General features: G+C 37.3%; 12 protein-coding genes and 1 other RNA gene. 4 read left to right on the top strand and 9 right to left on the bottom strand.

Annotated elements, in window-relative coordinates; all coding sequences use genetic code 11:
• Positions 1-9 precede the first annotated feature (9 nt).
• The 8 genes from G7081_RS03805 to G7081_RS03770 form a co-directional block, all read right to left on the bottom strand.
• A complete protein-coding gene (locus tag G7081_RS03805; RefSeq protein ID WP_166007551.1) occupies positions 10-1,101 on the bottom strand; it encodes a CamS family sex pheromone protein in 1,092 nt (363 codons plus the stop codon).
• Positions 1,088-3,115: an NAD-dependent DNA ligase LigA gene (gene ligA / locus G7081_RS03800; RefSeq protein WP_166007549.1), complete on the bottom strand. Its 2,028-nt coding sequence runs from the start codon at positions 3,113-3,115 to the stop codon at positions 1,088-1,090. Before ligA ends, G7081_RS03805 begins: the two co-directional genes overlap by 14 nt.
• 26 nt (positions 3,116-3,141) lie before the next feature.
• A complete protein-coding gene (gene pcrA, locus G7081_RS03795) occupies positions 3,142-5,358 on the bottom strand; it encodes a DNA helicase PcrA (protein ID WP_420824510.1) in 2,217 nt (738 codons plus the stop codon).
• A gap of 232 nt (positions 5,359-5,590) precedes the next feature.
• Positions 5,591-5,791, bottom strand: coding sequence for a cold-shock protein (locus G7081_RS03790; protein ID WP_166007544.1), 201 nt, complete (start codon positions 5,789-5,791; stop codon positions 5,591-5,593).
• A 244-nt stretch (positions 5,792-6,035) separates the two neighbouring features.
• Complete coding sequence (gene typA / locus G7081_RS03785; protein WP_166007542.1) at positions 6,036-7,874, bottom strand: translational GTPase TypA; 1,839 nt, start codon at positions 7,872-7,874, stop codon at positions 6,036-6,038.
• A gap of 162 nt (positions 7,875-8,036) precedes the next feature.
• On the bottom strand, positions 8,037-8,318 hold the full coding sequence (locus G7081_RS03780; protein WP_166007540.1) for a UPF0223 family protein: 282 nt from the start codon (positions 8,316-8,318) through the stop codon (positions 8,037-8,039).
• Between the two features lie 72 nt (positions 8,319-8,390).
• Complete coding sequence (locus G7081_RS03775; protein ID WP_166007538.1) at positions 8,391-9,857, bottom strand: sensor histidine kinase; 1,467 nt, start codon at positions 9,855-9,857, stop codon at positions 8,391-8,393.
• Complete coding sequence (locus G7081_RS03770; protein ID WP_166007536.1) at positions 9,857-10,576, bottom strand: response regulator transcription factor; 720 nt, start codon at positions 10,574-10,576, stop codon at positions 9,857-9,859. Before G7081_RS03770 ends, G7081_RS03775 begins: the two co-directional genes overlap by 1 nt.
• Before the next feature lie 192 nt (positions 10,577-10,768).
• Here G7081_RS03770 and ssrA point away from each other — a divergent pair.
• Together ssrA and trhO are read left to right on the top strand one after the other, a co-directional pair.
• Positions 10,769-11,118: a transfer-messenger RNA gene (gene ssrA, locus G7081_RS03765) on the top strand.
• A gap of 125 nt (positions 11,119-11,243) precedes the next feature.
• A complete protein-coding gene (gene trhO, locus G7081_RS03760; protein ID WP_166007534.1) occupies positions 11,244-12,209 on the top strand; it encodes an oxygen-dependent tRNA uridine(34) hydroxylase TrhO in 966 nt (321 codons plus the stop codon).
• A 28-nt stretch (positions 12,210-12,237) separates the two neighbouring features.
• Here the strand turns inward: trhO and G7081_RS03755 are convergent, their stop codons facing one another.
• A complete protein-coding gene (locus G7081_RS03755) occupies positions 12,238-12,432 on the bottom strand; it encodes a hypothetical protein (RefSeq protein WP_166007532.1) in 195 nt (64 codons plus the stop codon).
• A 143-nt stretch (positions 12,433-12,575) separates the two neighbouring features.
• On the opposite strand from G7081_RS03755, the gene G7081_RS03750 reads away from it, so the two are divergent.
• Both G7081_RS03750 and G7081_RS03745 read left to right on the top strand, forming a co-directional pair.
• Positions 12,576-12,797 (top strand): hypothetical protein, encoded by a 222-nt coding sequence (locus G7081_RS03750; RefSeq protein WP_166007530.1) that lies wholly within the window; start codon positions 12,576-12,578, stop codon positions 12,795-12,797.
• Positions 12,798-12,833: 36 nt separating this feature from the next.
• The gene (locus G7081_RS03745) at positions 12,834-14,441 is read left to right on the top strand and encodes a DUF3114 domain-containing protein (protein ID WP_166007528.1); all 1,608 of its coding nucleotides are present in this window, start codon (positions 12,834-12,836) and stop codon (positions 14,439-14,441) included.
• The last annotated feature ends 256 nt before the right edge of the window (positions 14,442-14,697 follow it).

Below are 14,697 nucleotides of genomic sequence, written 5' to 3'. Positions count from 1 at the left end.
CTAAGCTTACTAATTAAATACATTGGTCACGACTTTATCGCTTCCTGCTTCTTTTTTCACAAATCCTTCTGGACCTTCTAAAGAATTAATTTGAACCTCCACAGCACCAGCTACATTGAATAATGTCTCTGTTGCTCTTGAAACGTATTGAATGAAACTATGCATCTCTGTTTCACCAAAATATTTCGTTTCAATTTTAATCACTGTTTTCTGAAGTTCCCGATTTCGATAATAAGCTGTTCCTGAAATACCACTATTATTCGGGAAAAACTCCTCCACGCTATTTTTAAAATCAGCAAACTTAGCTTCTAAACCATCTTCTGCCGCACTGCTTGGGTTATTTGACCCTGGCATTAAGGCCACATGCTCTTCTTCAACTGCTGACCAATCAGTTAGTTTCTTACCTTCCTTGCTAAAAGCTTGGGCAAAGTATGATCCACCAGAAATGTCATTACTGTTAGCTTGACGATATAAACCAATGGTCACTGGTACATCTGACATGCCTTCAAAACTACGAATTTCTTCTAATAGCTTTTCAGCCGCCGCTTTCCCCGCTTCTTCAATTTCAGGATCTTTGATTTCAATCGGCGGTTCAGCACTATAATCCACAGAGTTTAACGCTACCCCTAAACTAATGCCAGCAATTTTCTTTGTTTTCTTATCTAAGAAATCTTGTTCAATCACTTGTTGGAAAATATAAGGTTTGTTTTTATCTTCTGGGTTCAACCCTTTAGGATTATCACTACTTTTGCGCTCGATTAAATCAAGGACTTGTTCCCTTTGTAATAATTGGCCCTCTTGGAAATAGAATTTATCCGTAGCGAAGTGTTCTTTAGAAATTTCAATTAAGCCACGTTCATAGTTCACAGTGTTTTCTTGACTATTAAGCAAGTTAACTGTCAATCCACGTAGCGGGCTTGTTTGATAGTGACCATCTGTCACGATTGATTCATAAGATTCATCATCAATTCGACCCGTCACAACCGCCTGTCCTTTAGGTGTATCGGGATCTAAATGTGAGGTTCCTTTTTCAATTTTTCCACATCCAGCTAACAGAGCTAAACTTAAAGCTGTCACCGTAGCTAATTTAATTTTCTTCATGACTAACACTCCCTTCAATTGCCGCAATCATCTCTTCTTCATTCCAAACAGTGATACCTAGCTCCTGAGCCTTTTCTAACTTACTACCCGCTTCAAGACCAGCAACTACAATATCGGTTTTTTTAGAAACACTCCCAGTTACTTTACCACCTAGTGCTTCAATTTTATTCTTCGCTTCTGTTCGTTTATATTGCTCTAACGTTCCAGTTAAAACTACAACTTTATCTTTAAATGGTGATTCCACTTTAGCTAAATCGGCTGCTGTTACACCACGATACGTTAAGTTAACTCCTGATTCTGCTAACTCGGCTAATAAGACTGGTACTTTTTCATTTGCAAAGTAAGTTGTTAAGCTATTAGCAATCGTTGAACCTAGGCCATCAATTTGACTAACTTCTTCAACTGAAGCTTGACTAATAGCGTCCATCGTTCCAAAGTGAGCTGCTAACATCTGCGCTGCTTTAGCACCCACATGTCTTATGCCTAAGCCAAACAACAGTTTTTCTAAAGAATTTTCTTTACTTGCTTCAATTGCTTTTAAAATATTATTAGCAGATTTTTCTTTGATTTTTTCTAAGCTCAATAAATCTTCTGTTGATAATTTATATAAATCGGCTACATCTTTAATCAAGCCAGCTTCAAACATCTGCTCTAAAACACGTGGTCCTAAACCGTCAATATTCATCGCTTGGCGTGACACGAAGTGGCTCAATCCTTCTTTAATTTGAGCAGGACACATCGGGTTTAAACAACGTACTGCAACTTCTTCATCTAAGTGGACTAATTCGCTGTCACAAATTGGACAATGGGTTGGTGCTTCATACGCAACACTAGTAGCTGGTCGTTTATCTAATAACACACGGGATACTTCTGGAATAATATCTCCCGCTTTATGAATCATGACTTTATCACCTAAACGAATATCACGCTCACGAATTAAATCCATATTATGAAGACTTGCTCGCGCAACAGTTGTACCAGCTAGACGAACAGGTGTCATCACTGCCGTTGGTGTTACCACCCCTGTACGGCCAATCGTCCACTCAATATCTTCAATTAGTGTTTCCGCTTCTTCCGCTGGGAATTTATAAGCAATTGCCCAACGTGGCGCTTTAACTGTATAACCAATTGCTTCTTGGTCTTCAAAATTATTAACTTTAATCACAATACCATCGATTTCATAAGCTAAGTTAGGACGTTCATCTTGGAAATGCTGAACGTATTCCCAGACCTCATCTATTGACTGGCAAACTTTACGTTCATGATTGGTTGCTAGACCTAATTCATCTAAAGCATTTAGTCCTTGTTCTTGACTAGCAACATCTAAATCACCTTGATTAGCCACCGCGTACATAAACGTGCTTAGCTGTCGCTCACCTACTACTGCCGAATCAAGTTGTCGTAAACTTCCGGCTGCCGCATTTCGAGGATTAGCAAAGACCGCTTGACCACTTTCTTCACGTTCTTCATTCAAACGAACAAACGAAGATTTTGGCATGTAACACTCTCCACGAACTTCCATGGTTAAGGGCTCATTTAATTTTGCTGGAATGGATTCGACCATCTTCAAGTTAGCCGTAATATCTTCACCGACTTTACCATCACCACGCGTAGCGCCTTGAACAAATTGACCATTTTCATACTTCACCGAAACAGCTAAGCCATCAATTTTCAGTTCACACATGTATTCAATTGGTTCGTCAATCAACTTCTTAATGCGCCCTTCAAAGGATTGGAGGTCCTCTAAATTAAAAGCATTTCCTAAACTTAACATCGGTGAATCATGAATGATTTTTGTAAACCCAGCAGCCACTTGCCCGCCAACTTTTTGGGTAATGGAATCACTTGTTACCAGATCAGGATAAGCTTCCTCCAATCCAACTAACTCATGATATAACCCATCATAGATATGATCTTCCGCAATCGGTTGATCACTTTCATAGTAGGCCTGAGCCATTTCATTCAATTGCTGGCGCAATTCACTTATTCGGTTTTGTGCTTGTTCTTGATCCATGTCTCAGACCTCCTAATAATTATCTCTTACATTTTTTCGATTGGTGCATAGGCTGCTAACAATCGTTTAATCCCTTGACCTGGGAAAGCAATATCTAACTCGATATCTTTAGCTGTACCACTAACTTTAACAACTGTCCCTGTGCCCCATTTTTTATGGTTCACTTTATCACCAGACGTCCAGCTAGCTGAGTCACCACCTGTGGCAACTTTAGCTGAAACCTTTTTCTGAACAGGTTGTTGATACGCTGGTTTCTTAGTCGGACTAAAGCTGCGTCCCACTTGACTTGAAAAGACTTGGGAACGGTTAGCTTGGCCAGCTTTTTCAATTAAATCTTGATCAATTTCTTCAATGAAACGTGATGGTTGATTGTATTTGGTTTGACCATATAAAGTTCTTGAATACGCATTTGAAATCACTAGTTTTTCTTCAGCACGAGTAATTCCAACATAAGCTAAACGACGCTCTTCTTCTAGCTCATCATCATTTTCCATCGCCCGAGATAACGGGAAAACTCCTTCTTCCAAGCCTAATAAAAATACAACTGGGAATTCTAAACCTTTAGCCGCATGCAAAGTCATCAACGTAATTTGTGATGATTCTTCTGGCAGATTATCTAAATCAGATACTAAGGCTAAATCATTTAAGAAGACTGTTAATTTTTCTTCTGGATTTTCAAGTTCTTCATCCGCTTCAGCTAGTTGTTTATCGAAAGCTTGTGTGACCGTTAAGAATTCATCTAAGTTTTCTAAACGCGTTTGTGATTCTAATGTATTTTGACGATTTAAATCCGCTTCATAACCACTACGTTTTAACGTTTCTTTAACTAACTCTGTGACCGTTAAGAACGGCACCATTTTTTGTAAGTCTTGAATCATTTGACCAAAGTCACCCAGTTCTTTGGCAGCTTTACCCGTGATAGCTGCAAGATCAATATTAATCGCAGCTTCTAATAACGGCCAATCATGTAAATCAGCAAAGTCACGCAATTTTTGAATCGATGTATTTCCGATTCCACGTTTAGGTTCATTGACAATTCTTGCCATGCTTAATGAATCACTCGGGTTAGCAATTAAGTTTAAGTAAGCTAAAACATCTTTAATCTCTTTACGATCATAGAATTTATGACCGCCAACCATTTTATAGGGCATGTTAGCTTTTAATAACATTTCCTCCATCACACGTGATTGGGCATTCGTACGATACAAGACAGCAAAGTCACCGTATTTGCGACCTGACTCACGCATCTCATTTTGAATCGTTTGCACGATATATTGTGTTTCATCACGTTCGGTGTCTCCACGATAATATGTGATTTTCGAACCATCAGTATTGTCAGTCCACAATTTCTTTGCTTTACGATTTGTATTATTATCAATCACATGATTCGCTGCTGCTAAAATGTTTTTAGTTGAACGATAGTTTTGCTCTAATAAAACAACTTTCGCCGTTGGGTAATCTTTTTCAAAATCTAAAATATTTTGCATGTCAGCACCACGCCAACCGTAAATACTTTGGTCAGCATCTCCAACCACACATAAATTTTTGAAGCGCGCTGCTAACATATTAACTAAGGTATATTGAGCATGGTTGGTATCTTGATACTCATCCACATGGATGTATTGGAATTTATTTTGATAATAAGCCAACGTTTCTGGCGAATCTTCCAACAAACGAATCGTTAGCATAATCAGATCATCAAAATCCACACACTGGTTGCGACGTAATTCTTTTTGATAACGTTTATAACAATTGGCCACTGTCCGACCAATGTAATCATTGTTTAGTTCCGTGAATTTATCGACTGTCTGTAATTCATTTTTGGCATTACTAATACGAGATAAAATCATGCGTGGGTCAAATTGTTTCGGATCTAAATTTTCCTCTTTTAAAATTCGTTTCACTAAGGTCAATTGTTCTGAACTATCCACAATCGTAAAGTTGCTGTTGTAACCAATCAAGTCGACATCACGGCGCAACATTCTGACACACATTGAGTGGAAGGTTGACACCCAGACAGCATCCCCACCTTGAGGTAATAAATCGCTGACACGTTCTTTCATTTCACGAGCCGCTTTATTGGTAAAGGTAATCGCTAAAATGTTCCAAGGGTTGATATTTTTTTCAGTCATTAAATAAGCAATACGGTGTGTTAGCACACGTGTCTTACCACTACCTGCTCCCGCCATAATTAGCAATGGGCCTTCGGTCGCTAAAACAGCTTCTTTTTGACGTGGGTTCATCCCATCAATTAAGGTATTACGGTTCATCATTTTACAATCTTCCCTTCAACAATTCGCTCTTTATCTTTAGCTGCTTTGAATAACAGTCACTATCCTTTTCAATCCTTATTATTATAGCAAATTTCACGGAAAACTTCTTCCTAAAGAGGCTAAATTTATGAGTTTTTTTACAATAAAAAAAGCGGCCAACACATATTGTGCTAACCACTTTTAAAATTAGATTAATAAGCTCTTAAAGTTTAGTAACTTCAGCTGCTTGAGGGCCTCTGTCGCCATCTACTACTGAAAACTCAACTGCTTGACCTTCTTCTAATGATTTGAATCCGTCACCTTGAATTGCTGAGAAGTGTACGAATACATCGTCTCCGCCTTCCATTTCGATAAATCCAAAACCTTTTTCGTTGTTAAACCATTTCACTTTACCTTGTTCCATTGGATAGAACCTCCATTTATTGTTTACTTGTAACGAGTCAATCGATGGTTGTTCATCAAAAAACAGATACTGCTTTTATCTAAAATCGCCTTCTTCAAAACTCTGTTTACAAATTCATTATACGACACCCAAAACATTATCGCAATAGGAAATAAACCGCTTTCTTTTTTTATTTATTATCGGTCATTTTTTGAAATTTTGTGAATAAAAAACCACTGACAAGTCAGTGGTTTAACATAATAAATTAATCTGCACGTTTTTTGTTCTTTTGAGATTTTTCACGCTCAGCTTTGTTAAGAATTTTTTTACGTAAACGGATGCTTTCTGGAGTTACTTCACAGTATTCATCATCGTTCAAGAATTCTAATGATTCTTCTAAAGACATCACTTTAGCTTTTTTGATAACACTTGTTTGGTCTTTATTCGCAGAACGAACGTTAGTCATTTGTTTCGCTTTAGTGATGTTTACAGTTAAATCGTTCTCACGTGAGTTTTCACCGATAACCATTCCTTCGTAAACTTCTGTTGTTGGTTCAACAAAGACTGTACCACGTTCTTCAATACTCATGATTGAGTATGTTGTTGCTTTACCAGTATCGATAGAAACTAGGGCACCGTTACGACGGCCACCAATTGTACCATTGATCATTGGTAAGTATTGATCGAATGTGTGGTTCATGATTCCATAACCACGAGTCATTGACATAAATTCAGTTGTATAACCGATTAAACCACGCGCTGGTGCTAAGAAAGTTAAACGGATTTGACCGTTACCAGTGTGGACCATGTCTTGCATTTCACCTTTACGTTGGCTTAATGATTCGATAATTGAACCCATGTGTTCTTCTGGAGTATCGATTTGAACGCGTTCAAACGGTTCGCATTTCACGCCATCAATTTCTTTAACGATAACTTCAGGACGAGATACTTGTAACTCGTAACCTTCACGACGCATGTTTTCGATTAAGATTGATAAGTGTAATTCCCCACGACCTGAAACAGTCCAAGCATCTGGTGAATCTGTATTTTCAACTTTAAGAGACACGTCAGTTTGTAATTGTGATACTAAACGTTCTTCAATTTTACGAGACGTTACGAATTTACCTTCACGTCCAGCAAATGGAGAGTTATTTACTAAGAATGTCATTTGTAGTGTTGGTTCATCAATATGTAGGATTGGTAAAGCATCTTGAGCATCAACTGGAGTCACAGTTTCCCCAACGAAGATATCTTCCATACCTGAAACGGCGATTAAGTCACCAGCTTTTGCTTCTTGAATTTCAACACGGTCTAAACCGAAGAAACCAAAGATTTTAGTCACACGGAAGTTTTTAGCTGTTCCGTCTAATTTCATTAATGACACGCTATCGCCAACTTTGATTGTTCCGCGGAAAACACGGCCAATCCCGATACGACCAACGTAGTCATTGTAATCAAGTAATGATACTTGGAATTGTAATGGCTCATCGCTATTATCAATTGGAGCTGGGATGTGTTCTAAAATAGTTTCAAACACAGGGTTCATTGTTTCTTCTTGATCCGCTGGATTATCTGATAAACTTGATGTTCCGTTTAATGCTGATGCATAAATAACTGGGAACTCTAATTGATCATCATCAGCACCTAACTCGATAAGCAATTCTAATACTTCATCAACAACTTCTGCAGGTCGTGCAGATGGTTTGTCAATTTTATTTACTAATACGATTGGTGTTAATTTTTGTTCTAACGCTTTTTTCAATACGAAACGTGTTTGTGGCATTGTACCTTCGTAAGCATCGACTACTAAGATAACACCATCAACCATTTTCATAATACGTTCAACTTCTCCACCGAAATCGGCATGTCCTGGTGTATCTAGAATGTTGATTTGTTTGTCATTATATTTAATGGCAGTATTTTTAGCTAAAATTGTAATACCACGTTCTTTTTCAATATCATTTGAATCCATTGCGCGTTCATCTAAGGCTGTACGGCCATCTAATGTTTGCGATTGTTTTAACATTTCATCTACAACTGTTGTTTTACCGTGATCGACGTGGGCGATAATGGCAACGTTACGAATATCTTCTCTTAATTTCACTTGTAATTGCTCCTCACTATTTTAATTACTTTTCTATTGTCTGTCACATCATTCTTAATTAACTCGACTTTTCATTATAACAATAAAAGCACCTGAAAAACAATAGAAAGTTTTTCAGAAAGCCCTATCAATAGCTGATTATATCAGCCTTATGAGAGTAGCCTAAGCATTCATCTTTAATTTCATTCCAGAACTTAATTTCTGGCTTTCTTGAACCGCATGATACAGAGAGTAACCAGAGGCTTCTTCAAAATCTCTCCCTAACTGACGCTCTTCGCCAATACTTTTTATGACACCTTTAAACGCCTGATAGGCTTTTTTGAAATCATCAACCAAAACGCCCGTTTCATAAACATCTTCAAGCGTCTGCCACATGACCATCACTTGAATCATCTCAGTCTGACTCCACTCAATATCTAGCGGATAACTATAATTTTCTTGCATCTCTCACACCTCATCATTTCTATCTAGTTCATTCCAGTATAGCAAAAAAAGACAACTTTCGTAAGTCGTCTTTTATTTTGCTGAAGTTGGAATTTGTTCAGTTATCTCATTTTTAGGAAAGAACAGTTTAAAGGTTGTCCCTTTCCCTTTTTCACTAGTAACATCAACTGTCCCTTTATGAAGTTTCATGATTTGCTGCACAATAGATAGACCTAAGCCCGATTCTCCGTGTTTGGTGTTTTTTCGAGAGGGATCTGCTTTGTAATAACGTTCCCAAATATTTTTTAATTCATCTTCGGTCATGCCGATTCCAGTATCAGAAATCAGCACCTCAGTTCCTTCAGTCAATTGCGTCAAACTAATTTGAATTAAACCGTCTTCCGTAAACTGAATCGCATTTTGAACAATGTTCACGAGCACTTGCACAAACCGATCAAAATCAGCTGTTACTGATACTTTATCTGTCGTCAAGACTTTAATTTCATTGCCCACTTCTTCGGCTTTTGGTGTTAATTGTTCAGCAATTTGATTGGCCATATCGGTGGCATCAAATTCTTGGATTAACAAATTAATTTGATTCGTTCGAATTTTTTCATAATCCAAGTTTTCATTTACCAACCTTATTAAGCGTGTCGTTTCATTGCGCATCAAAGAAATACATTTTTCTTCTTGGTTTTTCGGGATTGCCTGATAAGCTAAACCTTCAAGTAAGCCATTGATAGTCGTTAACGGCGTGCGCATTTCATGAGCAGCATCTGCCATAAATTGACGCCGGCGTTCTTCCTGCCGTTCAATTTCTTTTTGCGATTCTTCCAACGAATTGGCCATGGTGTTAAAGTCTTGAGCTAGTTCAGCTAACTCATCATTCCCCTTCACCTTCACTTCAACAGCAAAATTACCCTCAGCAATTTCTTTCGTTGCACGTTTCATCCCATTAATGCGTTTCACTTGGACTTTAGCTAATAAATAACTCACAATCAAGGCAACTACACTAGAGACTAAAAAGGCTTTGAATAAATTTTGTGTCAAATCTTTGATGCTTTTTTCCATATATTCAATCGGTTGTAACACCGCCATCGCCCCATAAAAAACCGTCTTATTGCCATCGGAGAGAAATAACGGTGTTAAGACCATAGCTGACATCACGCTATCTTTGCCGCTCAAACCTGGTGCTTCCAAAGTTTTCCTAACAGAGCCACCTCGCCCATTTTCCAATTGCTGCCAATCTTCTTCCGTAATAAAACGCGGTTTTGACCCTTGTACTGAATGTGGGTATTGAACGGTTTCATTCGCATCTACCACCATAAATAAAATTCGTTGGTTTTTCAATGCACGCTCAGTTAACTGAATATTTGGAACAAGCTGACTGGGTTGATCCATACTGTTTAATTGAATTGCATCGGCGTAGTTAGACATTTGTTCATAGGTTGTATCAAGCACGGCATCTTTCGTAAACTGGGTAAAAGCAACCCCAACAATTATCAAAACTGTGACAATAATGACCCAAAATGCTAGCATCTGTTGTAGTAAATACTTCATTAACTGTCCGCTCCTGAATCATCAAATTTATAGCCTACACCCCAAACAGTTTGAATGACTTGGGGTCCGACTTTTTCAATCTTTTGACGGAGTTTTTTGATATGAGCATCTACTGTCCGTTCATCACCAAAGTATTGATAATCCCAAACCATTTCTAATAATTGTTCACGGGAAAAAACTTGGCGGGGTTTCTTAGCTAAAGTGTAAAGTAAATCAAATTCTTTCGGTGTTAATCCTTGAATTAAAGCGTCATCTAGATAAACTTCACGTGTTTTCGTATTCATTTTAAAATGAGTTGTCACGATATCATAGTTTGCAGCATCAACATCCGAAACAACCACTCCTTTGGATAATTCTGCACGACGATGTAACGCTTTGATACGAGCAATCAAAGTCAAAGGGCTAAATGGTTTTGTGACGTAGTCATCTGCTCCCATCTCAAGACCAATCACTTGGTCACTTTCTGAATCACGCGCCGTCAACATGATGACTGGCACCGTAGCAGAAACTTTACGAATTTCACGACAAACAGAAACCCCATCTAATCCTGGTAGATTTAAATCCAGCGTCACCATGTCCCATTTTTCAGGGTTATCTAGAAAAGCATTCAGTCCTTCTTGACCATCCGCTTTAAATGTTGCCTCCCAGTTTTCATTTAAGAAAAACATCTGCATCATTTCTGATACAGATTCGTTATCTTCAATCATTAAAACGTTCATCTAACCATCCCCTAAAGTCCTATTTTCTTCATTATACTATATCTTAAAAACAATGCTTACTAATCCAACTGACTTTCTAAGTTATTTCATGATATTCACAAAATAGTCACATTCCTATAATCCTCCTATTTTTCTCGTATCAAAAATTATGCTATAATAAAGGTGTACACAACCGTACCCACTTTTAATTAAGGGGGCGTTACGGATTCGACAGGCGGTACGAACATTTGAATAGCGAGTAGTTAGGTAGGACTTAATCCACCACAGTTAAATATAACTGCTAAAAACGAAACTTTAATGGCTGCCTAATTTAATTTAGGTGTGTCATCTAACCCCACATGATTGGCTAGGCATGATTGTGGTTCCAACTCCTAGAGTAGGTTGAAGTGCTGATAATAGCTTATAACCGAAATCACATATCTGCGTTAGACAGACTTCTTGCTTGTTGTCAGTCGTTTAACTAAGGCATACAACATCCACACTCGTAGAATTTTGGGTGCAAGGCCGTTTGGACAGGGGTTCGACTCCCCTCGCCTCCATAATATGCCATTGCTATTATGGAACTAGTAACCTGTGGATTAATTCACAGGTTTTTATTTTGCCTTCAAACGTATTCTTCCATTAAAATAAGAAACGTGCAAAGTATAGACTAACGGGGGAAATAAATATGCAAAACTATCAAGTATTACTGTATTACCAATATGCAGAAATCAAAGATCCAGTTCAATTCGCTAAAGAACATTTAGAGTTCTGTCGCTCACTTAACTTAAAAGGACGTATTTTAGTTGGTGAAGAAGGAATTAACGGGACTTTGTCTGGTTTAATTGAAGACACAAACAAATATATGGAAGTTATGAATGATAATCCGCTATTTAAAGATATGATTTTCAAAGTTGATATGGCTGACAACCACGCTTTCAAAAAAATGTTCGTTCGTCCTAGAAAGGAAATTGTTTCTTTAAACCTTGAAGATGATATCAACCCACTTGAACTAACAGGTGCTTACTTATCTGCTAAAGAATTTAAAGACGCTATTTTAGATGACAATACTGTCGTGATTGACGCTCGTAATGATTATGAATTTGATTTAGGTCATTTTCGTGGAGCCGTTCGTCCAGATATTAAATCATTTAGAGAACTACCACAATGGATTCGTGATAACAAAGAGGAATTTATGGATAAACGCGTGGTGACATATTGTACCGGTGGTATTCGTTGCGAGAAGTTTTCTGGTTGGTTAGTTAAAGAAGGTTTTAAAGATGTCGGTCAACTTCACGGTGGCATCGCTACATACAGTCGTGATGAAGAAGTTCGTGGTGAACTTTGGGATGGGACAATGTACGTCTTTGATGAACGTATTTCAGTTCCCATTAATCATGTCGAACCTACGATTGTTGGTCGTGATTGGTTTGATGACACGCCATGTGAGCGCTATGTCAACTGTGCTAATCCTTTCTGTAACCGTCAAATTTTGACATCAGAAGAGAATGAAGCAAAATACCTCCGTGGATGTTCTCCAGAATGTCGCTCTCACGAGAAAAATAGATATGTTAAAGAACATAATCTAACTCATGATGAATGGGAAGCTAGATTAGCTGTCTTAAACGAATCGCTTGAATCAGTAAAAGCATAATAAAAACACCTTCAATAAGAAGGTGTTTTTATTTTAGTTTAATATAATGGCCAATCATCGCAATGGAAGCCTTACGACTACCCGCATGTAAAACTTCTTTCCCCAATCGTTTTCGGTATTCATCAAAGCCATTATCTTCTAACAACTTAAAAGCTCTTCCGTAAAAGGCAAAGACACTTTCATCTTCTTGTAAATTCATCATTTCTAAATTTGTTTTACACATGACTCGAACCTCTTTCATTCTGACTTAATCCTATTATATCTTTTGAACTAGATTTTTAAAACAAAGAAGATTGGGTCCAACTAAACATTCTATAAGCATTATGTTAAACTAAATAAGTCATATATCATAAAGGAGGCGTTAGTATGTCAGAAAAAACAACTGAAAAACTTACTGGTAAGATTGCCGCTATTAGTCAAACACTAGCTGCTATTCAAACATCACGTCCCCATATTACTTATTCTAAAAAAACAAATTTAAGCAGTAATCTTTATTTAAAACAACAGCTACATCAAACCAATCAACTACTAGCTAAGCTAGAAATTAATTTAGCCGAAGACTTAGATAAACTCAAAGAAATCGACTAATATCTTGTTGATAAAATCAATAGAAAGGAGACCCTCATGCCACTAAATTTTTTTAAAAAAGAAATTAATCTTCAAGAACAATCTGTTAATGACTATATATTAACCATCACAAAACAGTTAGAGACTTTAAAGGTTGAACTATCAGACTTAAAGGACACCGACGCATCAGTAAATCAACAACAAGCTATTACCAATTTGGTTGCAAATTACACACCATTAATTGAGGGTCTCCAACTTGCATTTGACACACTGAATGTATCAAATACTGAGTTAACTCAAAGTTATTTCGCTGAGGTTAAAGGACGAAAAATCAAAAGTAAATTCTTGACCCATCGAAAAAATAAATTAAGCCTCAAATTAAATGCTCTCGCACATAAAAACAAATCAACCTTTACTAGTTGGCGTTATCACAGACTATCAAACAAACATAAAGCTATTGAACTACAACTTCTTTCACTGACTAAATTAGATCACTTAGAACCTGATACGTTTTCAGAAATAGAGATTATTCAACGGCAATTAAGCGTTGGCTTCAGAAACCTTGAACAAGGCAATACATTAGTAAATACTTTAGATAAAAACTCCCCTTGGCTAAAAGAATTAGAACAAGCTCAAATTAATCGGATTTGGAATCAATGGTACCAAGAAAAGAAGAGCTTGCCATTAGACTCTCTTTCTGAAATGACGAAAGAAGCATACAATTCATTTGAACCAATTATGTTTTACACACTCTATTATTATGATGGTTGGGATATTCCTGCTATTGCGGCATTTAATAATTATTTAATTCAACAAATTACATCAGATGAATTATCAGCACAGCAAGTGATGACTGACTTAATGACCAAGCAACGGCAACAAGTCGGATCCCCAGCCTATTTAATTCTATTCCGAAATAGTCATTACTCACCTTTGAAAAAAATCGAGTTAATGCTTAATCAGCTCGGCGGGGAAATTGATGAGTTTAAGTTCTTACAACTTAGCGGACCATTTGAAATTTACAAAGACCTAAGCCCCCACAGTCGTTTTATCGAACTTCTTTGCCAAACGGTTCGTGATGCCTATTTTAAACGTGAAATCGATTCACGGAGACTTCATCAATTTAGAATGTATTTAGATCGTCAAAATTTAAATTATATTCGTAACAACTTCCCGTCAAAAAGAGACGACCTTTCACTTCTGAATTATATAAAAGCCCCTCTACCTAAAGGTTTGGCTGGTCAAAGTTTAATTAGAGAGCGTGGTCGACTTCATAATAAAGTACCAGATACGCGAAATTACAGTGACTATATCTTAGAATTTTCCACAATTAAAAGACTAACCCCCAACTTTCATTCAGAATTTATCTTGGATAATAATGGCATGTTTGTTAGTCAGTGGAACGTCTTGAAAATCAAAAACAACCGAGTCATTAGTGATCCTGATGCTTACGAATGGACTGAAAATTTCGAACGTCAGATATTAAATACCGAGTCCCTAAACTATGCAACTAAAAACGATGCTGAACATAAACGATTAGATAGTATCCCGCCAGAGAAATATGATTACCTAATTCGTGACAAGGCGAGTAAAACATGGTCCAGTCCAACTTTGAACCAATATTCATTTAAACAAGTCGATAATAAAAAAAACAGAAAAGTCTAGCCATAATTGGCTGGACTTTTCTGTTCTAAAAGGAGCATCCTGATAAGTGGATGCATCCTCGGGAAGATCACACAACAACTTCACTTATATAGTTAAGGGGCTATGTTACCCACAAAGCTAATTGTAAATGAAAAAATGCTGTGCTATTATGTAAGCAGATTTAGCAAATAATACAGGGAATAAACTTTTCCAATGTCCTGGCCGACTATTAGATATTTGTTAGGTTATTGCACCATCCGCTTACACCACGAGTATA

Origin of the sequence: Vagococcus coleopterorum (assembly GCF_011303955.1) — a bacterium.
GTDB classification, from domain to species: Bacteria; Bacillota; Bacilli; order Lactobacillales; family Vagococcaceae; genus Vagococcus_D; species Vagococcus_D coleopterorum.
Note: the sequence above shows the minus strand (reverse complement) of the source record. Positions and strands in the feature narration are given on the sequence as shown.